The organism is Streptomyces chilikensis, assembly GCF_001642695.1.
Lineage (GTDB): Bacteria > Actinomycetota > Actinomycetes > Streptomycetales > Streptomycetaceae > Streptomyces > Streptomyces chilikensis.
Window position 1 is genome coordinate 17,972 of sequence record NZ_LWCC02000005.1, and the last position, 24,764, is coordinate 42,735.

Below are 24,764 nucleotides of genomic sequence, written 5' to 3' on the forward strand. Positions count from 1 at the left end.
CGCGGTCCCCGACGGGGGCGGGCTTCCGGCCGCCCTGCCCTCCGGAGCTCCCGGGCGTCCGTCCGGCGGTACACGTGACGTGGGGAAGTGCCAGGCCACGTGGCGCGCCGGCAGGCGGAGCACCACCGGCGGGCGCCGGTCACGGCCACCGATCCGGTGAATTATGGCGACACGCCGCGCATGATCACGCACGGCGGCTATATCACCACTATCCGCAATCTTTTCATTTCATCTGATTGCACCACGGCAGATCAACACCCGGAGGCTGCAATGGGGGCGCTGAACAAGATCGAACGAAGTTTCGAGACCTTGGTGAACGGCGCGTTCGCCAAGGTGTTCAAATCCGCGGTCCAGCCCGTGGAATTCATCGGCGCTCTCAAGCGCGAGTGCGACATCAACGCCAGGATCTGGGACCGCGACTGCGTCGTCGTGCCCAACTGCTTCGTCGTCGAGCTGAATCCGGGCGACCACGAACTGCAGAGCGGGTGCCTGGTCATGCTCGGTGAGGAGCTGGTCCAGAAACTGCGCGAGTACGCGGAGCAGCAGCACTACTCGTTCGTCGGTCCGCTGAAGGTGCAGCTGCAGCGGACCGAGAACCTGAAGGCCGGGCGGTTCCGCGTGCGCAGCCGCCTCGAGGTCCCGCCCGACGTGCAGCGTGTCCTGCAGGCCAATGAGCGTTACCACACCACGTGTGCCCTGTCGGGCGGACCGGCCGAGGGGATCCGCCCGTCCTGGCAGCCGCCCCCTCACATCCTGCGGGGGGAGAAGCGGGTCCTGACGGTGGAGCAGTTCATATCCCTCGGCCTGACGTTCACCCAGGACGGCATGCTCGCCCGTATCCACCCGCCGAGCGCTCCCACCTCCCCGCCGAAGCGCTCCCGCCTCCGGGAGCCCGCCGCGGACCGTTCGGGCGTGGCCGTTCTGCCTCGGACAGGTCACGACATGCCCGGTCTCCCTTCCGTGTACGGCGTACGTTTCGCGCTCGGCCCGACGGAGAGCCGTACGCCTCGCCGTGGGCGGGACATCGGCCACCGGCACGTCACCGGCTTGCCCGAGCTCCCGGCCAGGAAGCCGGCCGCGGGGAAACCGCCGCTCCCTCCCCTACCCCTCGGCGGTCCGCCGCGCACGGAGGCCCCCCGTCACCGGTCCGGCCGGCAGGCCCTGCCGCCGGCCGGGGAGCACCACCGTCGTCACGCCGCCGGCCCGGTGCCCGACGGAACCCTCACTCACTCGAAAGGACACACCGTGACCCACGCTCGCGAAACCTCCGTCGGCGGTCCCGCACCCGACAGGAGGCCTGAGGGACCCGACGGCGCCGGTCCGGTACCGCCCGCCTCCGGTACCGCCGACGAGCCCCAGGAGACCGCGGGTCAGGCTCCCCCGCCCCAGGCCACGGCGCAGCACCACCGTCCGGCGGCCACGGCGCACGCTCCCGGCGCCGAGCAGCCCTCCTCCCCCGCCCCTGCCCCTGCCCCTGCCCCTGCCCCTGCCCCTGCCAGCTGGGCGTACATGCCGCACGGCGCTCCCGGCCTGCCGCAGTACTACGGTCCACCGGCCCACCACGCTCCGGCGCACTGGCCGGGAGCGGACCGCGGCGGTCGCAACGGGACCCTGGGGCTGAGCGCCGCGGTCGAACTCTCCTCCGACCGGCTGCTGCGCAAGCGGCCCGGCGACCGCCGAGGCCGCGGCAGGCTGCGCATCGGCGGCAGGAAGGCGGAACGGGAGCGCGAGCAGAAGCTGGCCGTCCTGCGCACCCCGGTGACGCAGTGCCACAAGATCGCCGTCATCAGCCTCAAGGGCGGAGTCGGCAAGACGACCACCACGACCGCCCTGGGCGCGACCCTCGCCACCGAGCGCCAGGACCGGGTCGTCGCGATCGACGCCAACCCGGACGCGGGAACGCTCAGCCGACGCGTGCGCTGCGGGACGAGCGCCACCATTCGTGACCTGGTGGCCGAGATCCCGAACATCGACAACTACATGGCCGTACGGCGCTTCACCTCCCAGTCCCCGAGCGGGCTGGAGATCCTCGCCAACGAGGCGGACCCCGCGCTCTCCACGGCGTTCAGCGAGGAGGACTACCGGCAGGTGATCGGCTGTCTCGGACAGCACTACCCGATCGTCCTGACCGACTCCGGTACCGGCCTGCTGCACAGCGCGATGCGGGGCATCCTGGATTTCGCGGACCAGCTGATCCTGGTCGCCACGCCCAGCGTGGACGGCGCCACCAGTGCCAGCACGACCCTGGACTGGCTCAACGCGCACGGCTACGAGGACCTCGTCCAGCGCAGCATCACGGTGATCTCCGAGGCCCGCCGGAAGAGCAAGAACGTGAGGGTGGAGGACGTCGTGCACCACTTCCACTCCCGCTGCCGGGGCGTCGTGATCGTTCCCTTCGACGAGCACCTCGCCACGGGCTCGGAGGTCGTCCTGGAACAGCTGAAGTCGCGGACCCGCCAGGCGTACTTCGACCTGGCGACGCTGGTGGCCGCGGACTTCCCCCGCACCCAGCCCGAGGCCGTGGGCTGGGGCGCCTCCTACCCCCACGGGGGTTACAACGCGGCCAGTATGTTCGCCGCCCCCGCGTGGGGGTGATCCGCCACCGGGCCCGGATCCGCGCCGCGGGGTGAACTGCCCGTGCCCGTGCAGCTGACCGACGGGCCTGCCGCGGTCCTCTCCCCCTCAGGGCACGGCCCGTCGTACGACGACGGGCGTCCGCCTCCTGGCACAGTCTTCGGCTCCGGCGCCGCCGTTCAGGGGCGGCGCCGGAGCCGAAGGCATCCCCCGGGCCGCCGGGCCGGGGCGACGACGTGGTGATCAAACCGCTGCCGTGCCGCGCACGGCCGCGTACGCCCCTCCCCTACCGGAGCCGGTGGTCCTCGTTGTCCTCGTTGTCCTCGTTGTCCTCGAACAGCTCCCGGGTGCGGCGCAGCAGCGTCTCCCGTACGTGGTCCGGGGACAGTATCCGGAGCGGGGTGCCCAGGCCGAGGAGGTAGGTGACGAGCTGGTCGGCGTCGTTGCCGCCTATCTCGACGACGGTGGCGTCGGGGCCGTCCGGGTGGTGGGCGCCGATCGTCGGCGGGACGAGCCGCAGGGCCTGGTCCATGGGGTGCGGGAGCCGGACCGTCACGTAGAGCGGGTACACGACGCCGGCGATGCCCCGGGAGACGAGGAGGGCCGGGTCGGGCGGGTCGACGAGTTCGGCCGCCTGTCCGGTCGGCCGTGCCTGCACCACCCGGTCGGCCCGGAACGTCCGCCACTGGTCCCGCGCCACGTCCCGGGCGACGAAGTACCAGCGCAGGCCCGTGTGCACCAGGCGGTAGGGGTCGACGTCGCGGACGGTGCTCCTCCCCGCGTGGTCCCGGTACGACAGGCGGGTGCGCTCGCCGCGGCGGCAGGCGGCGGCCAGTTCCAGCAGCACGCCGGGCCGGACCACCTGACGGCCCTCGGGCCTGGGAGTGTGCACGAAGGTGGCGTCCATCGCGCCCAGCCTGTCCGCGATCCGGGGAGGCAGGGCCTGCCGCAGCTTCAGCAGCGCCGACAGCGCGGCCTGGTCGCCGCCCAGGACGCCGCTGAGCGCGGCCTCGCGCAGCGCGAAGGCCACGGCGAGCGCCTCCTCGTCGTCGAGGACCAGCGGTGGCACCCGGGTACCGCCGCCGAGGCGGTACCCGCCCCACGGGCCGGGGTCGGACTCGATGCCGTAACCGAGTTCCCGCAGCCTGGCGACGTCCCGCCGGACCGTGCGGTCGGTGACCGCCATCCGCTCGGCCAGTTCGCGGCAGGTCCACGTCGGCCGGCTGGACAGCAGCGAGACCAATCGCAGCAGGCGGGCGGAGGCGCTGATCACATCCCGGATTGTTCCTCATGACCAGGACCGCTTCTGTCCTGGTCGCGTCATAGCGTCCTCCCCATGAACACCGAACCCGTGTCCGCACCCGCGATCCGTCTGCTGTCCGTCGACTTCGACTGCCCGGACCCCGCCGAACTGGCCCGCTTCTACGGCAGCGCGCTCGACCTGCCCGTCGTCCACTCCAGCGACGACTTCGTCCTGCTCGGCCGCGAGGGCTCACCCGGGCTGGGTTTCGTCCGGGTGGCCGACTACCGGCGTCCGACCTGGCCGGACCCCTCCCAGGGGAAGCAGGCGCACATCGAACTGGGCGTCGACGACCTGGAGGCCGCCCAGGCCCGGATGCTGGCCCTCGGCGCCGTGGAACCCCCGGTCCAACCGCACCCCGATCAGCGGAGGGTCCTGCTGGACCCCGCGGGCCACCCGTTCTGCCTTTCCACATCGTTCTGAGCGTCCCCGGCCGGCGATGACCATGCCGTGCCCCCACGCGGGGTCCGGATGCCGGCGCGGCGCGGGATGAGCACGCCGGTGTCGTGGCCGACGGAGATGCCGTGCCCGGCGTTGACCGGCGGCGTGCCGCATGAGGAGGGGGCGGCCCGCCGGCTTCGAGGGCCGGCGGTCGTCGGCGGTCGGTGAGTGAGGAATTGGGTCTGCTGCCGTCGTGAAGCGCACCAGGGCCAGGGCGGAGGGAGGTCGGGCCGCTCCGGCCGCGGTGCGCGAGGACGCGGCCGATCCGGCACCACACGCTCATGCGGAATCGCCCCGAGGGATCCGGAAAATTCCTAGACTCCCCTCATGCCGAAGACCCCATCGAGCGCCCAGGTCCCTCAGGAAGTCGCGGCTGAGGCCAGGGCCGCCGCCCGTGCCGGCACGCGCGCCTGGTCGCCTGTCGCCGCCGGAGCACATCCAGTCACAGCGAAGGGGGAGGGTCCGCTGACGACGGCCGAGGTCTTCGGCGAGTGATCCCCGCGCGCTTCGCCCGCAGCGTGGGCGAGACCATCAAGTCCCTGACCGAGACCGACCGGGAGCAGGTCCGCGCCGCCGTCGAGCGTGCCTGCGCCGATCCGTGGAGCTGGCCGCGGGCCGGCAAGGACGACTTCGACGACGAGGTCCGCGTCATCACCACCTCGGCGGTGATCGTCCACTACGTGATCATCCCAGGGCCCGCCCCCCACCTCTGGGTCTTCGCCATCACCGCCTGAGCATCTGTTCCGTCGGCGGGTTCCCGCAGGAAGGCTTCATGTCCACGGGCAACGGACCCGCACCGACGGACGAACTCGCCGTCGCCACACGGCCGTGATCCGCCCTGCCGCTCCCGTACGGCCCCGGTGACAGCCCGCTCAGCGATCGGCCACCCAGCGCGCGCCCGCGGGCCAGGAGCCCGTACCGACGATCTGCTCCACGAGCCCGATCGCCTCACCGACGGGAACGGTGTCCTCGTCCGGGTACTCGTCGTCCTGCCCGTTGGAGAGGAGGAACCCCCTGCTCACCCCCTGAGCCCCGGGATCCACGGCGTGCTCGCCGGGATCGCCGTCGTCTTCGGACAGCATCACCATCGCGCGCTCGGTATTCGTCACGAAGGTCAGCAACCGTCCGGACGAACTGGTCAGCCGTGTCTCGAACCGCCCACTGCCGATCCTCGACCGAAGAACCTCCGGCACCACCGCGGACGACACCGGGACGGGACTGTCGTCACCGATCACCCAGGACTCGATCACGGACACGACGATCTCACGGACGGATCCGGGAGGCGCTCCCGAGGTGCCGGAACTGTCGGAGATGCTTCGGGAGACGGCGCCGGCCACGCCCCCGCGGGCGGCACTCCGGCCGGGTGTGACCCGGCAGGCGCCGCTCGAGCGTCGGTGCCGTGGGCATGCTGCGCCGCGGCCCGTCCCGTTACTGGTTCCCGGCGCGAGGCCGTCACCCCGGCGAGCGGGTAGCGGCCGGTGTGCCGGTAGCGTCCGTTTCATGATCGCCCTCGATGCGCTTGTCCGCCTCTGTCCGCCGCCCGCCGAGCCGCCGCCCCCGGTGGACTGGGGGCGGGCCGAGCGCGCCCTCGGTACGGCTCTGCCCGCCGACTACAAGCAACTCGTCGAGACCTACGGCGACGGCGTCTTCGACGAGACGGTCTGGCTGCTCGTCCCCGACTCCGCCCACGACGACTGCGACCTGCACGCGCAGGCGAGGGAACGGGACGAGATCCTGACCGGGCTGTGGGAGTTCGAGGACAAGCCCGCCGGCCTGCGGGAGGCGGGGGCGAGGGTCCTGCCGTGGGCGTTCGAGGAGGGCACCGGAGCCTTCCTGTACTGGCTGGCGCGGCCCGGGCAGTCCCCCGACGACTGGACCGTGCTCTACAACGAGGGGCGCGGCCCCCTGTGGGAGCACCACGGCATGGGGTGCCTCGCCTTCCTGCTGGCGGTGCTCACAGGGACGGCCAGGACGGACCACTTCGGCCACCTCCACGAAGTGCTGAAGCCGGCGGAGCACCGCTTCACGACGGCCGGCCAGGCCCTTGGACCGACCGAGCGGTGATGCCGGCTTCCGGACGAACGCCTGTTCCGCGCCTCCGCTGAGCCGTCAGCGAACGAAGACCTGGCCCGGCGAGGCGACCGTGCAGGCTGGGGGCATGGACGTGATCGAGGTGCTGCCGAGGCTGCGCATGCTCCGTTTTCCGGTGGGGGCGGCCTATCTGTGGCGGGACGACGACGGTTCGACGCTGGTCGACACCGGGACGGCGGACCGCGCGGCGGAGATCGAGGAGGTGCTGGAAGGCGAGCTGCGGTGGATCGTGCTGACGCACTGGCACGAGGACCACACGGGTTCGGCCGCCGAACTGGCCGTCCGGCACGGCGCGGAGGTGGTGGCCCATCGGCTGGAGGCGCCGGTGATCCGGGGCGAGGCGGTCGGGACGGCGCCGGTGCTGGAAGAGTTCGAGGTGCCGATCCGGGCCGCCCTTCCGCCGCTGCCGCCGCGCCCGCCGTGCCGGGTGGACCGGGAGGTGGAGGACGGCGACGTGCTGGAGTTCGGCGGCGGGGCGGTGGTGGTCGCGGTGCCCGGGCACACGGACGGGTCGATCGCGCTCCACCTGCCCGGGCCGGGGGTGCTGTTCACCGGGGACGCGGTCGCCAACGTCGGCCGGACCACGCTGGGTGTCTTCAACACCGACCGTGCCCGGGCCGTCGGGTCGCTGCGCCGGCTTGCCGAGCTGGAGGCCGACACGGCGGTTTTCGGGCACGGTGACCCGATTCCGCACGGTGCGGCGGCCGCGCTGCGAGCAGCGGCCGCCTCAACGGTGTGAGGGACGGCCGGTTCCTCGGCGGGCACGCGCACACTGGCGGCCCCGCACCGGCGTTCTGTTCCCGGGTCCGGGACTCCTGGCTTCCGGGCCGCTGAGACGTCACGGGCCGAGGCGCGGCATCGGCGTTCCCCGGGGTGCGTTCGGGTCACCCGGGCTTCGCCACGGCGGCACGTCTCACCCTGCCCCGGGTCCCCGGTCCCTCACAGGCGGCCCGCGTCCACGATCCGTCGCAGGAAGCGCCGCGTGCGTTCCTGCCGCGGGTCGCCGAAGACCTGCTCGGCGGCGCCGCGCTCCAGCACCACGCCGCCGTCCAGGAAGCAGACCTGGTCGGCGACCTCGCGGGCGAAGCCCATCTCGTGGGTGGCCAGCACCATGGTCATGCCGTCGTCCTTGAGGCCGCGCACCACGTCCAGCACCTCGCCGACCAGCTCCGGGTCGAGGGCCGCGGTGATCTCGTCGAGCAGCAGCAGCCGGGGCCGCACGGCGAGGGCGCGGGCGATCGCCACCCGCTGCTGCTGCCCTCCGCTGAGCCGGTCCGGGTAGTCGCCCGCCCTGCCGCCCAGCCCGAGCCTCTCCAGCAGTTCCCGGGCCTGCTCCTCGGCCCGGGCGCGGGGGACGCGGTGCACCCGGCGGGGGGCGAGCGTGATGTTGTCCAGCACCGTCATGTGCGGGAACAGGTTGTACGCCTGGAAGACCACGCCGATCCGGCGTCGCACCGCGTCCTGGTCGGCGCGCGGGTCGGTGATCTCCTCGCCGTCCAGGTGGATCGTCCCGTCGTCGACCTCCTCCAGGAGGCCGGCGCACCGCAGCAGCGTCGACTTGCCGGAGCCGGAGGCGCCGATCAGCGCGGTCACCGTGTGCGGGGGCACCTCGAGTCCGACGTCCCGCAGGACGACCGAGCCGCCGAAGGTCTTGCGCACGGACTCCATCCGCAGCACCGGCACGTCGCCGCTCACGTGATTCCTCCTTGCGCCCGCCGGCGGTCCGTGCGGGCCGTCACCCAGTCCGTGAGGCGGGTCATCGGGATGGTCAGGGCGACGAACACCAGCCCGGCCACGATGTACGGCGTGTAGTTGAGGCTGCGCCCCACGACGACGTCCGCCGCGCGCACGGCGTCGACCGCGCCCCCGATCGACACCAGGCCGGTGTCCTTCTGCAGGGAGACCAGGTCGTTCAGCAGCGGCGGCACCTGGCGGCGCACCGCCTGCGGCAGCACCACGAACCGCAGCGCCTGCCGGTTGGTCAGGCCCAGGGAGCGGGCGGCGGCGCGCTGCGAGGGGTGCACCGACTCGATGCCCGCGCGGAACACCTCGGCGACGTAGGCCGAGTACGTCAGCGTCAGCGCCGTGCCGCCGAGCAGCACCGGGTCGACGGTGACGCCCTGCAGCCGCAGCGCGGGGACGCCCAGGACCACGATCATCAGGTTGATGATCAGCGGCAGCCCGCGGAAGAAGTCCGTGTACGCCGCGGCCAGCACCCGCAGCGGGAAGAACACCGGGCCGCGCAGGGTGCGGGCCACGGCGACGAGCATGCCGAGGACCAGCACGGCGGCGCCGCACACCAGCAGCAGCCGCAGGTTCAGCCAGAGCCCTTCCAGGACCTTGGGGAACGCCTCGCGCGCGTACTCCGGGCTGAAGAACGTCTCCCTGGTGCGCGGCCAGCCGGGCGCGCCGACGACGAGCAGGTGGAGCGCGGCCCCGGTGACCAGGGTCGACAGGGCGGCGATCGCCGTGGCGCGGCGGGCCCGGGCACGCCGGTACCGCTCGCGCTCCAGCCTGCGCGGCGACGGGACGTAGGGGTCCGCGGCGCCGGGCGGGCCGGCCGGGCCGTCCCTCCTGTCCTCGTCGTTCCCGTCGTTCCCGTCGTCCGCGCCGTCGCGGCCGGGCTCGTCCTCGACGACGGTCACCTGAGCACCGGGGCGTCGACGGCGTCGGCCAGCCACCTCTGCTCGAGCTCCGCCAGGGTGCCGTCCTCGCGGAGCACGTCCACGGCGTCCGTCACGCAGCCGGTGAGCGCGCTGCCCTTGTCCAGCACCAGCCCGAACTGCTCGGGAGCGCCGCCCAGATCCTCGAACTGGCCGACGATCTCGGCGTCGGTCACCTCGGCGGCGGTGATGTGGAACGCGGTCGGCAGGTCGACGACGATCGCGTCGACCTGGCCGTTCCTCAGCGCGGACTTGGCCTGGTCGTTCCTGCCGTAGACGGCGGCGTCCCCGGTCGGCTTCACGACGTCCTCGATGTGGGTGAGGCTGGTGGTGCCCACCTGGGCTCCGAGCCTGAGGTCCTTCAGGTCGGCGACGCTCTTCGCCTTCGCGGCCTCGGAGTCCTTCAGCGCGACGACGGCCTGGCGCACGTCGTAGTAGCCGGAGGAGAAGTCCACGGCCTTCCTGCGCTCGTCGCTGACGGAGACCTGGTTGATGTCGAAGTCGAAGGTCTTCTCCCCCGGGGCGAAGGCCTTGTTGAACGGGACGCTCTGCCAGACCACGGCGTCCTCGCCGTACCCGAGCTCCTCCGCCACGGCGTACGCGACGGCCGACTCGAAGCCCTCGCCGTTGGCCGGGTCGTCGTCCTTGAACCACGGCTCGTAGGCGGGCTGGTCGGTGGCGATCGTCAGCTTGCCGGAGGTCTTCGTGGCGAGCTTGCCCGGGGCGCACGAAGGACCGGCCGACCCGGAGGGCCCGGCGGACGCGTCGGTCCCGGGTTGCGGGGCGCAGCCGACCGCTGTCGCGAGGAGGGCGACGGTGGCGCCGGCGAGGACGCGGCGCAGGACAGGAGGGACGAGAGGCATGGCGGGAGAGTGGCAGCGGTCTCCCCGCTTTGTCGAGGGCGCCCCGTGATGGTCCGCATGCTGGGAACGGGTGTTGCGGTTCTGCGAACAAGGACGGTGCCGCGCACCGGTCAACCGCGCGTGCCGCGCGTGCGGCGCCGGTGGTGGTGCACCGTGACCGCGGCCAACAGCGGTCCCCACGCCACCACCGGCAGGTAGCAGACGGTCATCACCCACTCGCCCCACAAAGTGATCGCCATGTCCGCACGCAGCGTGGTCCACACGAAGGCCACGCCGTGCACGGTGCAGGCGAGCGCGCCCAGCGCCCCGGTCACGGTCACGGCGAGCACCGGGACACCGCGCCCGCGCAGACCCGGGACCCACCGCGGCCACACCTCGCCCCACGGCCTCACCAGTCCGAGCGTCAGAGATGCCGCTGCCTCCTGCAGCAGGGACAGCAGCGGAAGGACGAGGTACCCCCCACCCGGGGATGAGCATCGCGTCGTACTCGGACACGGCGAGCCCCAGCGGAACACCGAGCACCGCGGCAAGCCGCCACAGTGCCGAAGGCAGGGAGATCCACAACACCGCGGCCGCGGCGCGCCGGGCCCATGGAGGCACCGGCGCGGCGGCAGGAGGAGCCATGGGTTCGGGAGATGGCGCGACGACGGTCATGGGATCAGCTCCTGGCCTTCCGGGACCGGCTGCTGTGCTGAAGACTCCCGCCTCTGCGCACCCCGCCGCATCGGCTTCCCGGATCGGACCGCGCGGAATGTCTGCGCCCCCTGGCGGACCGTCCGGGGGAGGAGCTGCGGCCCAGGGAGTACGGCCGGGTTGCCGGTGGCCCGGGGTGGTTCCGGAGTGCTGCGGCCTCCGCCGGACGACGATGGGGCCGGCAGGCGGGTCACCTCGTGGCCGGCACGGCAGCAGGTCTTCCGCAGCAGGCCGCCGCCGCTGATGGGCTTCGTCATCGAGGCGGGGAACGCGTCGAGGTCACCCTCGTGGAGGGGGATCGTGTTCCTCGGGGGGCGGTGCGGGGCGCCGGCCACAGGCCCACCGGGCGTCGCTTGACCCTGCCGCTGGCGGCAGGGTTGGACGATGGCCGGCATGGACAACAGCAGCAGCACCGCGTCCCGGACCGGCAGGACCGTCGTCGTCACCGGTGCCGGCACCGGTATCGGCAGGGCCACCGCGCGCGCCTTCGCCGCCGAGGGCGCCCGCGTCCTGGCCGTCGGCCGGCGGGCCGAACCGCTCGAGGAGACCGCCGCCGGGCACGACCGGATCACCCCGCTGGCCGCCGACATCACCGCCGACGGCGGGCCCGAGCTGATCGTCCGGACCGTACTGGAGACGCACGGCCGGCTGGACGTGCTGGTCAACAACGCCGGCATCGTGCGCAGCGGCGCCCTCGGCACACTCACGCCGGAGACGATCGCGCCGCAGCTCGCCACCAACCTGGTCGCACCCGTCCTGCTGGCCCGGGCCGCGCTGGCGTCCCTGGAGGCGTCCGGCGGAGTGATCGTCAACGTGAGTACGTCGGTGGGGCAGCGGGCCTGGCCGGGCAGCTCGGTCTACGCGGCGACGAAGGCCGCGCTGGAGACGCTGACCCGCAGCTGGGCGGTCGAACTGGCGCTCCGCGGGGTGCGGGTGGTGGCGGTCGCGCCCGGCGCGGTCGACACCCCGATCGGCGAGCACCAGGGCCTGACGCCGGAGCAGATGGCCGCGGTGCGCGAGTGGCAGCTGGCGCACACGCCGCTGGGCCGGATCGGCCGGCCGCAGGAGGTGGCCTGGGCGATCACCCGGCTCGCCGCGCCGGCCGCGTCGTTCGTCACCGGGGTGGTCCTTGCGGTCGACGGCGGGGCGGTCGTGGCGTGATAGGAGTGGTGCTCCGGAAGGGGGCGGGGCGGGTGCGGATCGGTGAGCTGGCCAGGGCGACCGGGGCGACGGCCCGTGCGCTGCGGCACTACGAGCAGGCCGGGCTGATCTCCTCGGAGCGGGCCCCCAACGGCTACCGCGTCTACGGCGAGCGGGCGGTGGTGCGGGTCCGCAACATCCGCCACCTCCTGGCCGCCGGGCTCACCCTGGACGACGTACGGGTCTTCCTGCCGTGCCTGGACGGGGACCTGACCACGGCACCGCCCTCCGACAGGGGCGTACGGGTGGCGCTGGAGCGGCTGGCGGTCCTCGACGAACGCATCGCCGCCCAGACCGCGGTCCGGGACCGCCTCCAGGCCGCACTGCACCGGGCGACCGGCGGCCGGGCCCGGCCGGTGGCCTGACCTCCCGCCCCGCTCGACGGATGCCGGGGAGCCGGGCGTCCTCGCACTCCGGGCCCGCACCCAGCGGGCCGGCCGCCCCGCGCGACGGGCTCCCGCTGCCGCTCGAGCGCCGGTTCCGAGCCGGAGGACCGGCCCTCTCCGCGTCGTCAGATCCTCAGACGGGCCCGGTCCCCGTCGATCCGGAGGAAGAACTTCTCCACCGGGTTCCCTCCATGGCCGGGGACGACGGTCAGTCCGAGTGCCACGACCGGCTCGAGTGCCGCCGCCATCTCCGCGCCGGTCCGGTGCGGGGCGCGCAGGACTGCCGACATGCGGTCGAACAAGGGCTTCACCGGCTCCCAGCCCGGTCCCGGAACCACCCGGAACAGCAGGAACGGCTGATCCGTCCCGTCGGGCACCAAGGTGGCCACCAGGGTGTCCCGCTGCATCAACTGCCATGTTCCGGTCGTGGGCACTCCTTCGGGAACACCGGTCCCGCCCCATGCCGAGACCGTGTGATCATATCTTCGCAGCCTGCCCCTGGGCCTCCTCACCGTCAGGCGTCGGTGGCCGGCGAGCCACTGGCGCCCAGGTCCCGCACCCGGCCTCGCGGAGAAACCGCTCGCACTCGTCGTCGCCCGGGAGTCGTCCCGCAGACGCAGGTCCGGATGGCCGCTCGGGCTTCCGGGAACCGGGGGCGTCGTCCGGCGGTGCCGGGCGCACCGGGTCTACCGTGAAACGGCGTCCCTGCGTGAGGCACCCCGTGGAACGCCTCATGACGGCGGCCCGCGCAGACCGGCACGCACGGCACGAGGAAGGCGGTGGCGGAAGATGCCACGAACGACCACCGGAAGACCGGTCTTCGCCCGCTGCTACGCCCGGGTGGCCGGCCCGGGGATGGAGCGCGCCGGAGCCACCGAACACCGTCGGCGGCTGCTGGCCCCCTTGGCGGGCGAGGTGCTGGAACTGGGCGCGGGAAACGGTCTCAACTTCCCGCACTACCCGCCGGCGGTGGCGCGCCTGGTGGCGGTGGAGCCCGAACCCAGGCTCCGCTCCCTGGCCGAACGGGCCGCCCGGGACGCTCCCGTACCCGTCGAGGTCGTGGACGGGACGGGTGAGCGGCTCTCCTTCCCCGACGGCTCGTTCGACGGTGCGGTGGTCTGCCTCACCCTCTGTTCGGTGACCGACCAGGCGGAGGTGCTCCGCCGTCTCCACCGGGTGCTGCGCCCCGGCGGGCAGTTGCGGTTCTTCGAGCACGTCCGGGCCTCCACACCGGGCATGCGACGCACCCAGCGCGTGCTCGACGCCACCGTCTGGCCGCTGCTGGCGGGCGGCTGTCACATGGGCCGCGACACCGCCGCCGCGATCACCGGGGCCGGATTCGCCCTCACCGAACTGGACCGCTTCGCCTTCCCCGACATTTCCTTCCCTCTCCCGTCCGCCTCCCACATCCTCGGCACCGCCGTCCGGGAGGGACCGGGCACGAACGAGCCGTGAGGCGGGCGACGCCGGGCCCGGCCCTCGCCGCACGGCTGCGCGGGTGACGGCGGGGAGCCCTTGCCGGCGGGTTTCGGTACCGCGCATTGCCGGACGAGTACGTGAACGCCGGTGGGAAGCGGGAGCAGCCGGTGGTTCGCGCCGGTGCGGCGGCAGGTCTGCGGGACCGGCGGTCAGGGTGGTCCGACGGGGGCCGGCCTCAGTGGGTGGCCGTCGATTTCCTCGCGGCCTTCCTCGTCCCACCAGAGCTCGCCTCGTGCGGTGAGGTAGGGGTGCAGCCCACGCACGCCACCGCCTTCGGTGAGCGCACGCGCGACTGCGTGGAGAAGGCTCGCCAGATCAGGCCAGGCGTCGGTGAAGTCGCCGCCACCGCCGTGGCCCGCCCAGCCGAGACGGCCCGCGTCCGGGCCGGGACGCTGGTCGATCACCTGTGCCCCGCCGTCGGCGCCCTCGGCCCAGGGAATCCAGAGAGGGTGCCACCAGGGCTCGTCGTCCCAGGGGCGACGGGTCAGACCGTCGTTCTCCGCCGCGACATCCCTGTACGTCCGCCAGCGGTCCACGACACCGCTCACCGTGAGCGGTGACTGCTCCGGCAGGAAGGCCGACCAGGCGCTCACCCCGTTGTGGCATCGCAGGGACTCGGCGAGATCACCGGGCAGCGGGGTGCCGAGAAGCCGCTCCGCCCGCTGGAGCTCGTCCCGCGTCGCCGGCGGATTGAGCCGGGCGGCATCGGATGCCGCGTGGGCCGCCAGCCAGGTGTCGATCCGGCGCCAGGATTCCGACGGGGGCAGGATCCGTTGTGCCATGACGCCATCCTGCCCCACTCCTCGGGCCTGCTCCGCCTTGACGGACCCGGTGGCCGTGCCGCCCAGGCCGTGACGGCGGCCGGAACGGACGTGCGGCCCGCGGGCCCGGCCGGTCCGCCGTGACCGCTCCCGTCACGCCGCCCGCCCGGACCCCGCCGCCCGCCCGGACCCCGTTCGACCTCCTCGGAAGCCCGGGAAAGATCACTGATACGCTCCGGAACCCGCGCCGGCACTCCGGACGCTCACGTGTCATCTACATGACATTCCATCACCGGTGCCCGGTCGGGTGCCCGACACCGCTGCGAGGGGAGGTCGCCCGTGGGCACCGTCGTCGACGACGCCGCCTCCGCGGAGTTCCACGCGTTCTTCGAGCGCCACTACGCCGAACTGTCCCGGCTGGCCCATCTGCTGACGGGTGAACCGGACGCCGCCGACGACCTGGCGGCGGACGCTCTGCTGGCGCTGTGGCAGCGCTGGGACCGGATGCGCGACGCCGACCATCCGGCGGCCTACGCCCGGGGCGTGGTCGCCAACCTGGCCCGCACCCGGATCCGCAGCACGGTGCGCGAGCGCCGCCGGATCGCCCTGTTCTGGCCCCAGCGCGAGGAGCGGACCGAGAACCCCGACGTGCCGGGGGTGGTGGACGTGCAGGAGGCGTTGCGCCGGCTGCCGTTCCGCAAGCGGGCGTGCGTGGTGCTGCGGCACGCCTTCGACCTCTCCGAGAAGGACACCGCGCTCGCCCTGGGCGTCTCGGTGGGTACGGTGAAGAGCCAGACCTCGAAGGCGATGGCCGAACTGCAGCGGCTGCTGGGCACCCAGGAGGTGCCCCGGCAGGTGCACGCGGCGGCCGCGTCCGCCCGCGGGGGCGGGGCCGGCAAGGCGCGTGAACGGGCCGGCGGGGCCACAGGAAGGGACCGGTGACGATGCGGCGGGACGTGCACGAGGAACTGCGCGCCCGGCTGCACGAGGCGGCCGAGGCGCACGAGCCCGACCGGGAGCGCATCCTGGCCCGGGTGGAGCGCGGCATGAACGGTCCGGCCCGGCCGGCCCACCGGGCGCGGCGCATGCCGGTGTTCGGCTGGGTGCGGGTGGCGGGCGCGGCGGCGGTGGCCGGTGTGCTGACGGTGGGCGGGTACGCGGTGGCCTCCGTGGTGAAGGGCGAGGAGGCTCCCCCGCAGCGGCAGGTGGTGGTCTCGCCGACGCCCACGCCGTCACCGCAGGCCACGAGCCGGGCGCCCGAGCCTCCGGCGGACCCCTCGCCGGACCCGGCGGACGGCCCCTCGGACGACTCCACCCGCCCGGCCGGCACGCCGGAGGCGTCCGACGGCAGCCGGCCGCCGGCCGGGGTCGAGGACGGGCCGCTGTGGTCGGACGGCTCGGTCGACCCGCACAGCACCGAGTTCTGGGCGCAGAGCAACGTGACGCTCAAGACGCGCGTCGAACTGACCGCGCTCACCGTGGAGCTGCGGATCGCGCAGACCGGCGGGGTGGCCTCCACGGGTGCCTGGCGCTCCCTGCCCGAGGAGGACTTCCGGCTCCGCGTCGCGGAACGGGACGGCTTCCTCGTCTACACGTGGACCCTCAAGGAGGGCCGCGCCGTCGCGCCGGGCGAGTGGGTGTTCGCCGGCCAGTACGACCACGAGCGCGGCGGCCGGGACGCGGGCGGCGACAGCTACACGGCGACGGCCGTCACCGGGTCCGGACAGGCCGCGGTGGGCGGCGACTTCGCGGCGCGTGACGACGGGGAGGACGACGGAGAGGACGCGGACGACGAAGACGCGTGAAAAAGATTTCGGACGGCGGCAACCTCGCGGGTCCCTGCGGCGACCAAGAGACGCAAAGACTCCCCACACGCAAGGACATCGCGATGACTGCACAACCCGAACAGCGCGTCTCCCACCGCCGCCGCACCACCAAGCGACGGGCCGTGATCGCCGGATTCTCCGCGCTCGGACTCACGGGCGCGGCGATCGTCACCTCCTCGATGCTGTCCACCGCCGGTGCCGCCGTGTCCTGGCCCTCCGACACCGGCAGCAAGCCGGTCACGAAGACCATCCCCGTCTCCGGCGTCCACGACGGCGGGATGAAGAAGTTCTACGGCTCCGGCCCTCTGGGCGGTGACAGCCAGGACGAGGGTCAGGACCCGATCTTCGAGCTGGCCGACGGCGCCACGCTGAAGAACGTCATCATCGGCACGCCGGCCGCCGACGGCGTGCACTGCAAGGGCAGCTGCACGCTGCAGAACGTGTGGTGGCTGGACGTCGGCGAGGACGCCGCCAGCTTCAAGGGCACGTCCTCCTCCGCCCAGTACCGGGTGATCGGCGGCGGCGCGAGGAAGGCCGACGACAAGGTGCTCCAGTTCAACGGCGCCGGCACGCTGACGGTGAGCGGCTTCCAGGTGGAGGACTTCGGCAAGCTGGTGCGCTCCTGCGGCAACTGCAAGAAGCAGTACAAGCGCACGATCGTGCTGAGCGACATCGACGTGACCGCGCCCGGCAAGTCGCTCGTCGGCATCAACACCAACTACGGCGACACGGCCACGCTGTCGAAGATCCGCATCCACGGCGACAGCAAGAAGAAGATCAAGACCTGCATCCGCTACCAGGGCAACAACTCGGGCAAGGAGCCGAAGGAGCTCGGTTCCGGTCCCGACGGGACGTACTGCAAGTTCTCGGCCTCGGACATCACCTACAAGTGAGCCGGCCGGACGCGTGAGCTCCGGGCGCCCCGCCGGTCCGTACCGGCGGGGCGCCCCGCTCGTCCGGCGCCGGCGGTCGCCCGCTCGACGGCGGTCCCCCGCCGGGCCGGAAGACGGCACCGCGAGCGCCCCGCTTCACCAGCGGGAGGTAGCTTTCCTCTGGGAAGAAGGCGTTTGACGGTGCGTGCGCACTCACGGCGGAAGGAGCGGCAGATGGCGACGACGGCGGCCCGGCGGAGGGAACAGGCCAAGGCGGAGCACAACGCCTTCGTGGCGGCCTGCCCCAGCCACAAGCTGCTCGACCGGATCTCCGACAAGTGGGTCACGCTGGTCCTGGCCGCGCTCGGCAGCGGCAGCGCGCAGCGGCCGGGGGCCGGGTGCGCCGGCGAGCCCCGGGCGATGCGCTACTCGGAGCTGGCCCGCCTGCTGGCCGGCGTCAGCCAGAAGATGCTCACGCAGACGCTGCGCTCCCTGGAGCGTGACGGTCTGGTGACCCGCACCGTGGTGCCGACCGTGCCCGTCACCGTCTCCTACGAGCTGACCGGTCTCGGCCTGTCGCTGTACGAGACGATACGGGGCCTCAAGGCCTGGGCCGAGGTGCACATGGACGAGGTGCTCGCCCACCGCGAGAGCTACGACGCCCGCGCCGTCTGAGGGGGCGCCGGGCGCCGTCCTCCCGCCGTCCCCGGCACGAGTCACCGCGAGGCCGCCGGGGAGAAGGACGCCGTCACGCCCGGCCTCGTCCGCGGGATCGCTCCGTGCCCGCTGGCGGACGCGTGACCGGTCCAGGTTCTCCGGCCGTGTCCGCCCGGTGCCGGTCCCCCGGCCGATGTCGCGGCTGCCCCGGCGGACCAGCCCTCGGACGCCGCTGCTGTCAGCGGCCGATCCTGTCCAGTTCGGCGAGATCCTCGTCGGAGAGCGGGAGACCCGCGCCCGCGATGTTCTCGCGCAGGTGCGCCACCGACGAAGTACCGGGGATCAGCAGGATGTTCGGTGACCGCTGCAGCAGCCAGGCCAGGGCGACCGACATCGGCGTGGCCCCCAGCCGGGTGGCGACGGCCGTGAGCGCCGAGGACTGCAGCGGCGTGAATCCGCCGAGCGGGAAGAAGGGCACGTAGGCGACGCCCTGCCCGGCGAGCTCGTCGATCAGTTCGTCGTCCTGGCGGTGGGCGAGGTTGTACATGTTCTGCACGCACACGATCGGCGCGATCGCGCGTGCCTCGGCGACCTGTTCCGGCGTCGCGTTGCTCACGCCGAGGTGCCGTATCAGGCCCTGCTGCTGGAGTTCGACGAGCGTCTCGAACGCCTCGGCGACCGAGCCGGGCCGGGTGCCCCGGGCGTCACCGAGCCTGAGGTTGACCAGGTCCAGCGTCTCGAGGCCGAGGTTCTCCAGGTTGTCGTCGACGGCCCGGCGCAGGTCCTCGGGCCTGCGGGCCGGCGGCCAGCCCCCCTGCTCGTCCCGGGTCGCGCCGACCTTGGTCACGATGTGCAGCGGGTCCGGGTACGGGTGCAGCGCCTCGCGGATCAGCCGGTTGGTGACGTGCGGCCCGTAGGCGTCGGCGGTGTCGATGTGGGTGATGCCGAGGGCCACGGCCTCGCGCAGGACGGCGAGCGCGCCGTCGTGGTCCGCGGGCGGGCCCATGACCCAGGGGCCGGCGAGCTGCATGGCGCCGTAGCCGAACCGGGTGACGGTCAGATCGCCCAGGGTCCAGGTGCCGCCTGGAAGCGGGACGGGGAGCGTGCTCATCGCTTGCCTTTCGTGTCGGGTCGGAAGGCGGTTTCCGAAAGCGCCTCGCACCATCCTCGGGAGGTGACTTTCCGAGGGGAAGAAGGCACTTCGAAGTGCGTAGGTCACCCGCGGGTGCGGGGAGCGGCGGACGTGACCGCGTCCGGGCGGAGCACACGGACGGTCACGACCGCCTGCGGGCCGGTGCTCGGCACCGGTGCCGCCGCCGTGGTGACCCCGCGCGGCGAACGCCTCGGCGGACGTGCGCACGGCCGTGGCCCGGCGCTCGTCGGCGGTGGGGCGCTGCCGCGTCCTGCTTCCGGGGAAAGCAGCGCCGGACGACGCCCCCACCGGCAGGGCGGAGGGGCCCGGCCCCGGGCACGTGATGCCTGAAGGAACCTAGCGGGGTGCGGCCGGGAGGCGCAGGCGCCCGTCGTGGACCTCGGCGATCCGGTCGACGGCGGTGAGGTGGACGCGGTCGTGGGTGACCAGGACGGTGGCGGTGGCCCGCTGGTGGGTGAGGCGGGTGATGAGGCCGATGACGGCGGCGCCGCGTTCGTGGTCGAGGGCGCTGGTGGGCTCGTCGACGAGGAGGACGGTGGGGTCGTTCATCAGGGCGCGGGCGATGTTGACGCGCTGGCGCTGGCCGCCGGAGAGCTGGTGGGGGCGGCGGCCGGCCTGGCCGGCCAGGCCGACGGCGTCGAGGAGTTCCATCGCCCGGGTGCGGGCGGTGCGGGGAGCGCGGCCGCCGATCAGGGCCATCACCTGGAGTTGTTCGACGGCGGTGAGGGAGGGCAGCAGGTGGGGCTGCTGGAAGACGATGCCGATCCTGTGGCGGCGCAGTTCCGTCAGCTCGCCGCGGGTGAGTCCGGTGGTGGCCTGCTCGTCGATGGTGACGGTGCCGGTGTCGGGGGTGATCAGGGTGGCGGCGACGGCCAGCAGGCTGGACTTGCCGGAACCGGAGGGGCCGGCCACGGCGGTCAGGCTGCCCTTGGGGACCTCCAGGCTCACCCGGTCGAGAGCGGTCAGGCGGGAGTCGCCGTCGGGGTAGGTGAGGGTGACGTCGGTCAGTTTCAGGCTCATCGGGCGCTCCCCAGGGCGGTCAGCGGGTCGACGGAGGTGATGCGGCGGACGGCCAGGGCGGCGCCGAGCGCGCCGAGGAGGACGATCACGGCGGCCGGGGCCAGGACGGTGGCGGGGGTGAGGAGGAAGGGCACGGCACTGCCGGACACCAGGGCGCCGAGGGCGGCGGCGGCGCCGGTGCCGATCAGGGTGCCGCCCACGAGCAGGACGACGGCCTGTCCGAGGGCGTCCTCGAGGAGGTCCGCGGTGGAGGCGCCCAGGGCCTTGAGGACGGCGACGTCACCGCTGCGCTGGATGGTCCAGACGGTGAAGAAGGCCCCGATGACGAGGGCGGAGATGGCGAACAGGAAACCGCGCATCACCTGCAGGGAGCCGTTCTCGGAGGCGTAGGAGCCGATCGCGGACAGCGAGTCCTCGGTGGTGACGGTCCTGGTGCCGGCCTGGTGGTCGACGGCGGCCGCGTCGGCCTCGGAGGTGGTGCTCAGGGCGACGACGGTCGCCCTCGGGCCCTCCCCGCCGCCGGTGGGCGGTGCGACCGCCTGCCAGGCGTCCAGGCTGATCCAGACGACCGGGGTGTGGCTGAAGTGGGCATCGCCCTCGACGGCGGCCACCTCCAACCGCCGGCCTGCCAGGGTGAGGGAGTCGCCGGGCCGCACGCCGAGGCCGTCGGCGGCCGCGGTGGACAGCACGGCCGCGCTGCCGGTGATCCGGTCGCCGTCCGGGGCGAGGCGGGAGCCGGGCTCGACGCCGAAGGCCGAGACCGCGGTGCCCCTGTCCCCGGCGGTGGCCCTGGTCGTGGTGATCCCCAGCGGCTCGGCGCTTTCGACGCCGGGCGCCTCGGACCACTTCCGCCACTGCCGCGGGACGACGGTGGAAGCGGCGTACGACAGGTCCTGCCCGCCGGCCGGGGCCTGGAAGGCGATCCTGTCGGCGGGCAGTTCCGTGATCGCGGAGACGTTCTGCCGGCCCAGTCCGGCGGTCAGCCCGGACAGCAGCCCGACCAGCAGGGTGATCAGCACGATGACGGTCCCCATCAGGGCGAAGCGCCCCTTGGCGAACCTCAGGTCTCTCCAGGCGACGAACACGGCCTCGGTCCTTCCTTTCCGGCGGTGGGAGCGGTACGGCTCCACCGTCGCGGCCGGCCCCCCGTGCGCGCGTCCGGCGCAGGACAGCACTCGGCGGGCCGGAAGACGGCACGCGGGTTCCACCTTTCGACAGAGGCCCCCGGGCGCCGGCCTCCGTAACCTGGGACGCACTGTGAACACCGCCGCCCCCGCCCCGACCCCGACCACCCGGGCCCTGGCCTGGTGCCTGCACCTGCTGGTCGTCGGCCTGCTCGCCCTGACCGCCGGCCGGGCCGGGGCCGACGGCGGGCCCCACGCCGGAGGGATCGTCGCCGCGTCGGCGGTGTGCGGTCTGGTGTACGCGACCGGGCCCGTGCTGCCGGTCGTGCGCCGTTCGCGGCGGGCCGCCGCCCTGTGGCTGGCCGCCGTGGGCGCCTGCTGGCTGGTGCTGCTCGCCCTCTCCCCCGACGCCGTGTGGCTGGCCTTCCCGCTGTACTTCCTCCAGCTGCACCTGCTGCCCCGCCGCGCCGGGCCGGCGGCGGTGGCCGCCACCGCCGCCGCGGCCGTCGCGGGCTTCGCCGCCCACCAGCACTCCTTCGGCCCCGCCATGGCGCTCGGTCCCGCGCTCGGCGCCGCCGTGGCGGTCGCGGTGGTGCGGGGGTACCAGGCCCTGTACCGGGAGAGCGAACACCGCCGCAGACTGATCGAGGAGCTCACCGCCACCCGCGCCGACCTGGCCGCCGCCCAGCACACCGCCGGCGTGCTGGCCGAACGCGACCGCCTGGCCCGCGAGATCCACGACACCCTCGCCCAGGGGCTCTCCAGCATCCAGCTGCTGCTGCGCGCCGCCGAACGAGCGCTGCCCCAGGCACCGCAGAACGCGGCCCGCCACGTCGGCCAGGCACGGCAGGCCGCCGTCGACAACCTCGCCGAGGCCCGCCGCTTCGTCGCCGCCCTCACTCCGCCCACCCTGGAAGGCACCACCCTGGCCGGCGCCCTGGAGCGCCTGTGCGCCACCACGTCCGCCCGGCACCGGCTCACCGCGCGCTTCCACCTCACCGGCGACCCCGCCCCGCTCCCTACCGCGCACGAGGTCGCACTGCTGCGCATCGCCCAGTCCGCCCTGGCCAACACCGTCCGCCACGCCGAGGCCACCACCGCCGAGGTCACGCTCAGCCACCTCGGTGACCACGTCGCGCTCGACGTCGTCGACGACGGTCGCGGCTTCGACCCCGCCCGCCTGCCCGCCCCCGACCCCGAGGCCGGCGGGTTCGGGCTGGCCGCCATGCGCGCCCGTGCCCAGGCCCTCGGCGGCACGCTCACCGTCGAATCCGCCCCCGGCCACGGCACCGCCCTGGCCGCCCGGCTGCCCCTCCCCCCGCCGGCCGAGACCGAACCCGAGGCACGCCCGTGACCGACACCCCCATCCGCCTGCTCCTGGCCGACGACCACCCCGTGGTACGGGCCGGGCTGCGCGCCGTGCTGGAAACCGAGCCGGGCCTCGTCGTGGTGGCCGAGGCCGCCACCGCCGAGGACGCCGTCACCCGCGCCGCCGAGGGCGACGTCGACGTCGTGCTGATGGACCTGCGGTTCGGCAGGGGCATGGGCGGCGCGGAGGCCACCGCCCGGATCACCGCCCGGCCGGAAGCCCCCCGCGTGCTGATCGTCACCACCTACGACTCCGACGCCGACACCCTGCCCGCCATCGAAGCCGGCGCCACCGGCTACCTCCTCAAGGACGCCCCGCCCGAGGACCTGGCGGCCGCCGTGCGCACCGCGGCCGCCGGGCGCACCACGCTGGCGCCCACGGTCGCCGACCGGCTGATGAACCGGCTGCGCACCCCCCGCACCACCCTGACCCGGCGCGAGACCGAGGTCCTCGCCCTGGTCGCCGACGGCCTGTCCAACCAGGCCATCGGCGCCCGCCTCCACCTGACCGAGGGCACCGTCAAGTCCCACCTGGCCCGCGTCTACACCAAGCTCGACGTCGACTCCCGCACCGCCGCCGTCGCCGCCGCCACCGACCTCGGCCTCATCCGCCGCTGACCCGGGCGTCCACGGACGTCCGGAGCCGCCGCAAGCCCCGCCGCCGTGCGGCCCGGCGGCGCTCCGCGGACACCGGCGCCGAACTCCCTCACGTCGCGGACCCGGTCGCCGCGGATCCGTTTCCGCCGGATCTCCGGGTGGTTCCCGGGGTCCGGACGGTGTCCGTGGGGGAAGGTCCTCCGGCGTCCGGGGACCGGAATCCCGGAGGTCACTCCGCCGCACCGGCGGCCTCACCGGGACGCACGGGATCCGTCGGAGCCGGGAGGGGGACGTCCTCGACGCCGGCCGTCCTGGGCCCGGTGCGGTCCGCGACCCCGAGAAGTCGCAGGGGGACGGTCGGTGGAATGCCGGGGAGCGGCTCCCCCGGCCGGCGGATGTGCCGTCGCGGGGACCGGGCCAGATTGGCCGTCATGCGAATCCGAACAGGCAGAGTCACCATCGCGGCCCTCGTCCTCTCCCTCTCCGCCGGTGCGGGCACGGTCGCCTCCGCCGCCTCCTCGCCCGAGCCCTCGCTCCCGCCCTCGGCGGATCACCGTGCCGTGCGGTTCGAGCTGCCCGGGCCGACGGGGCGGCATGCGGTCGGGAGCACCGAACTTCATCTCGTCGACCGGCACCGGCCCGACCCCTGGGTCGCCGGCGGGGAACGGGAGCTGATGGTCGGTGTCTGGTATCCGGCGCGTCCGGCGGACGGACACCCCCGGCAGCCGTACATGCGGCCCGGTGCCGCGCGCTTCGTGGACGGATCGGGCTCGTTCGGGCTGGCCCGTCCCGGTGAGGTGGACTGGGCCGCCGTCCTGACGGACGCGGCCTCGGCGGCTCCCGCCGACGACCGCCGCAGGCGGCCGGTCCTGCTGTACTCGCCGGGACTGGGGGTACCCCGCACGCTCGGCACGTCGACGGCTGTGGAGCTGGCGAGCCGGGGCTACGTGGTGGTCACCGTGGACCACACCCATGAGACCGCTCCGGTGGAGTTCCCGGACGGCCGGGTCGAACTGCCGAAGGAACCGATGACCGGGGTCGACACGGTCAGGAAGGCTGTCGACACCCGGGTGCGCGACATCCGTTTCGTCCTCGACCAGCTCGCCCTGGTGCGGGACGGCCGCGGTCCCGACGCCGGAGGGCGCCCTCTGCCCCGTGGGCTGGGCAGGGCGCTCGACCTGGACCGGGTCGGAATGTACGGGCACTCGGCAGGAGGCGTCACCGCGGCCGAGACCATGCGCGCGGACCGTCGCGTCGACGCGGGCATCAACATGGACGGCACGCTCCAGTACAGCGGCACCGAGTTCCTCCCCGTGGCCCTGGAAGGGCTCGACCGCCCGTTCATGCTCATGGGCAAGGCGAGTCAGACCCACCTGAACAAGCCGTCCTGGCAGTCGTTCTGGGACCGCTCGACCGGCTGGAAGCGCGACCTGAGCCTGGAGCGGGGCGGCCACTTCAGTTACACCGACGCCCAGACGATCGTGCCGGCCCTGGACGAGCACCTGGACGTCCCGGCGCGGACCCGCGAGCAGTTCATCGGCACCGTGGACCCCGAGCGCAGCACCGCGGCCCAGCGCGCCTACATCACGGCGTTCTTCGACCGGCACCTGCTGGGCCGGCAACGGCCTCTGCTGGACAGGCCCTCCCCGGCCCACCCCGACGTGCGCTTCGTCCGGTGAGTGCGGCGATCCCGCGG

26 protein-coding genes are annotated in these 24,764 nt (G+C 73.8%); 15 read left to right on the forward strand and 11 right to left on the reverse strand.

What is annotated here, in order from left to right; genetic code table 11:
* Positions 1–270: 270 nt before the first annotated feature.
* Positions 271–2,595, forward strand: a complete 2,325-nt coding sequence (locus A2U95_RS00175; protein WP_166020188.1) for an FhaA domain-containing protein — start codon at positions 271–273, stop codon at positions 2,593–2,595.
* A gap of 265 nt (positions 2,596–2,860) precedes the next feature.
* Here the strand turns inward: A2U95_RS00175 and A2U95_RS00180 are convergent, their stop codons facing one another.
* Positions 2,861–3,847 carry a helix-turn-helix transcriptional regulator gene (locus A2U95_RS00180; RefSeq protein WP_166020190.1) on the reverse strand — a complete coding sequence of 329 codons (987 nt, stop codon included), beginning with the start codon at positions 3,845–3,847 and terminating at the stop codon, positions 2,861–2,863.
* A 63-nt stretch (positions 3,848–3,910) separates the two neighbouring features.
* On the opposite strand from A2U95_RS00180, the gene A2U95_RS00185 reads away from it, so the two are divergent.
* Together A2U95_RS00185 and A2U95_RS00190 are read left to right on the forward strand one after the other, a co-directional pair.
* A complete protein-coding gene (locus tag A2U95_RS00185; protein ID WP_166020192.1) occupies positions 3,911–4,297 on the forward strand; it encodes a VOC family protein in 387 nt (128 codons plus the stop codon).
* 509 nt (positions 4,298–4,806) lie between these two features.
* Positions 4,807–5,049 carry a hypothetical protein gene (locus A2U95_RS00190; protein WP_166020194.1) on the forward strand — a complete coding sequence of 81 codons (243 nt, stop codon included), beginning with the start codon at positions 4,807–4,809 and terminating at the stop codon, positions 5,047–5,049.
* Positions 5,050–5,187: 138 nt separating this feature from the next.
* Here the strand turns inward: A2U95_RS00190 and A2U95_RS00195 are convergent, their stop codons facing one another.
* Entirely contained in the window at positions 5,188–5,550 is a 363-nt protein-coding gene (locus A2U95_RS00195) for a hypothetical protein (protein WP_240957142.1), read from the reverse strand.
* Positions 5,551–5,815: 265 nt separating this feature from the next.
* Between A2U95_RS00195 and A2U95_RS00200 the strand changes: the two genes are divergently transcribed.
* A complete protein-coding gene (locus tag A2U95_RS00200; protein WP_240957143.1) occupies positions 5,816–6,379 on the forward strand; it encodes an SMI1/KNR4 family protein in 564 nt (187 codons plus the stop codon).
* A 94-nt stretch (positions 6,380–6,473) separates the two neighbouring features.
* Entirely contained in the window at positions 6,474–7,145 is a 672-nt protein-coding gene (locus A2U95_RS00205; RefSeq protein ID WP_166020198.1) for an MBL fold metallo-hydrolase, read from the forward strand.
* A 200-nt stretch (positions 7,146–7,345) separates the two neighbouring features.
* Here the strand turns inward: A2U95_RS00205 and A2U95_RS00210 are convergent, their stop codons facing one another.
* The 4 genes from A2U95_RS00210 to A2U95_RS32295 all read right to left on the reverse strand — a co-directional run bounded on the left by A2U95_RS00210 (position 7,346) and on the right by A2U95_RS32295 (position 10,261).
* The gene (locus A2U95_RS00210) at positions 7,346–8,074 is read right to left on the reverse strand and encodes an amino acid ABC transporter ATP-binding protein (RefSeq protein WP_166024612.1); all 729 of its coding nucleotides are present in this window, start codon (positions 8,072–8,074) and stop codon (positions 7,346–7,348) included.
* A gap of 23 nt (positions 8,075–8,097) precedes the next feature.
* On the reverse strand, positions 8,098–9,051 hold the full coding sequence (locus A2U95_RS00215) for an amino acid ABC transporter permease (RefSeq protein WP_166020200.1): 954 nt from the start codon (positions 9,049–9,051) through the stop codon (positions 8,098–8,100).
* On the reverse strand, positions 9,048–9,932 hold the full coding sequence (locus tag A2U95_RS00220; RefSeq protein ID WP_166020201.1) for an ABC transporter substrate-binding protein: 885 nt from the start codon (positions 9,930–9,932) through the stop codon (positions 9,048–9,050). Before A2U95_RS00220 ends, A2U95_RS00215 begins: the two co-directional genes overlap by 4 nt.
* Positions 9,933–10,042: 110 nt before the next feature.
* On the reverse strand, positions 10,043–10,261 hold the full coding sequence (locus A2U95_RS32295) for a hypothetical protein (RefSeq protein WP_240957144.1): 219 nt from the start codon (positions 10,259–10,261) through the stop codon (positions 10,043–10,045).
* A 757-nt stretch (positions 10,262–11,018) separates the two neighbouring features.
* On the opposite strand from A2U95_RS32295, the gene A2U95_RS00230 reads away from it, so the two are divergent.
* Positions 11,019–11,786: an SDR family NAD(P)-dependent oxidoreductase gene (locus A2U95_RS00230; protein WP_166020203.1), complete on the forward strand. Its 768-nt coding sequence runs from the start codon at positions 11,019–11,021 to the stop codon at positions 11,784–11,786.
* A 32-nt stretch (positions 11,787–11,818) separates the two neighbouring features.
* The gene (locus tag A2U95_RS00235; protein ID WP_166024614.1) at positions 11,819–12,190 is read left to right on the forward strand and encodes a MerR family transcriptional regulator; all 372 of its coding nucleotides are present in this window, start codon (positions 11,819–11,821) and stop codon (positions 12,188–12,190) included.
* A 146-nt stretch (positions 12,191–12,336) separates the two neighbouring features.
* Here A2U95_RS00235 and A2U95_RS00240 read toward each other — a convergent pair whose 3' ends face one another.
* Positions 12,337–12,618, reverse strand: a complete 282-nt coding sequence (locus A2U95_RS00240; protein WP_166020205.1) for a hypothetical protein — start codon at positions 12,616–12,618, stop codon at positions 12,337–12,339.
* Positions 12,619–13,000: 382 nt separating this feature from the next.
* Between A2U95_RS00240 and A2U95_RS00245 the strand changes: the two genes are divergently transcribed.
* Positions 13,001–13,666: a class I SAM-dependent methyltransferase gene (locus tag A2U95_RS00245; protein WP_166020207.1), complete on the forward strand. Its 666-nt coding sequence runs from the start codon at positions 13,001–13,003 to the stop codon at positions 13,664–13,666.
* A 173-nt stretch (positions 13,667–13,839) separates the two neighbouring features.
* Here the strand turns inward: A2U95_RS00245 and A2U95_RS00250 are convergent, their stop codons facing one another.
* Positions 13,840–14,472 (reverse strand): SMI1/KNR4 family protein, encoded by a 633-nt coding sequence (locus A2U95_RS00250; protein WP_166020209.1) that lies wholly within the window; start codon positions 14,470–14,472, stop codon positions 13,840–13,842.
* Between the two features lie 318 nt (positions 14,473–14,790).
* Between A2U95_RS00250 and A2U95_RS00255 the strand changes: the two genes are divergently transcribed.
* The 4 genes from A2U95_RS00255 (at position 14,791) to A2U95_RS00270 (ending at position 17,824) form a co-directional block, all read left to right on the forward strand.
* The gene (locus A2U95_RS00255; protein ID WP_166020211.1) at positions 14,791–15,393 is read left to right on the forward strand and encodes a SigE family RNA polymerase sigma factor; all 603 of its coding nucleotides are present in this window, start codon (positions 14,791–14,793) and stop codon (positions 15,391–15,393) included.
* Positions 15,390–16,256: a hypothetical protein gene (locus A2U95_RS00260; RefSeq protein WP_206282783.1), complete on the forward strand. Its 867-nt coding sequence runs from the start codon at positions 15,390–15,392 to the stop codon at positions 16,254–16,256. The genes A2U95_RS00255 and A2U95_RS00260 overlap by 4 nt, the downstream gene beginning before the upstream one ends.
* Positions 16,257–16,339: 83 nt before the next feature.
* Positions 16,340–17,170, forward strand: a complete 831-nt coding sequence (locus tag A2U95_RS00265; protein ID WP_166020213.1) for a pectate lyase — start codon at positions 16,340–16,342, stop codon at positions 17,168–17,170.
* Positions 17,171–17,383: 213 nt separating this feature from the next.
* Positions 17,384–17,824: a winged helix-turn-helix transcriptional regulator gene (locus A2U95_RS00270; RefSeq protein WP_166020215.1), complete on the forward strand. Its 441-nt coding sequence runs from the start codon at positions 17,384–17,386 to the stop codon at positions 17,822–17,824.
* A 220-nt stretch (positions 17,825–18,044) separates the two neighbouring features.
* Here A2U95_RS00270 and A2U95_RS00275 read toward each other — a convergent pair whose 3' ends face one another.
* The 3 genes from A2U95_RS00275 to A2U95_RS00285 form a co-directional block, all read right to left on the reverse strand.
* Complete coding sequence (locus A2U95_RS00275; RefSeq protein ID WP_166020217.1) at positions 18,045–18,917, reverse strand: aldo/keto reductase family oxidoreductase; 873 nt, start codon at positions 18,915–18,917, stop codon at positions 18,045–18,047.
* A 378-nt stretch (positions 18,918–19,295) separates the two neighbouring features.
* A complete protein-coding gene (locus A2U95_RS00280; protein ID WP_166020220.1) occupies positions 19,296–19,979 on the reverse strand; it encodes an ABC transporter ATP-binding protein in 684 nt (227 codons plus the stop codon).
* Positions 19,976–21,064, reverse strand: a complete 1,089-nt coding sequence (locus A2U95_RS00285) for an ABC transporter permease (RefSeq protein WP_166020223.1) — start codon at positions 21,062–21,064, stop codon at positions 19,976–19,978. The genes A2U95_RS00280 and A2U95_RS00285 overlap by 4 nt, the downstream gene beginning before the upstream one ends.
* A 172-nt stretch (positions 21,065–21,236) precedes the next feature.
* Here A2U95_RS00285 and A2U95_RS00290 point away from each other — a divergent pair, with 172 nt between their 5' ends.
* The 3 genes from A2U95_RS00290 to A2U95_RS00300 all read left to right on the forward strand — a co-directional run bounded on the left by A2U95_RS00290 (position 21,237) and on the right by A2U95_RS00300 (position 24,747).
* Positions 21,237–22,457, forward strand: a complete 1,221-nt coding sequence (locus A2U95_RS00290; protein ID WP_166020225.1) for a sensor histidine kinase — start codon at positions 21,237–21,239, stop codon at positions 22,455–22,457.
* On the forward strand, positions 22,454–23,089 hold the full coding sequence (locus A2U95_RS00295) for a response regulator (protein WP_166020228.1): 636 nt from the start codon (positions 22,454–22,456) through the stop codon (positions 23,087–23,089). The genes A2U95_RS00290 and A2U95_RS00295 overlap by 4 nt, the downstream gene beginning before the upstream one ends.
* A 410-nt stretch (positions 23,090–23,499) precedes the next feature.
* Positions 23,500–24,747, forward strand: a complete 1,248-nt coding sequence (locus A2U95_RS00300; protein WP_240957145.1) for an alpha/beta hydrolase family protein — start codon at positions 23,500–23,502, stop codon at positions 24,745–24,747.
* Positions 24,748–24,764 lie beyond the last annotated feature (17 nt).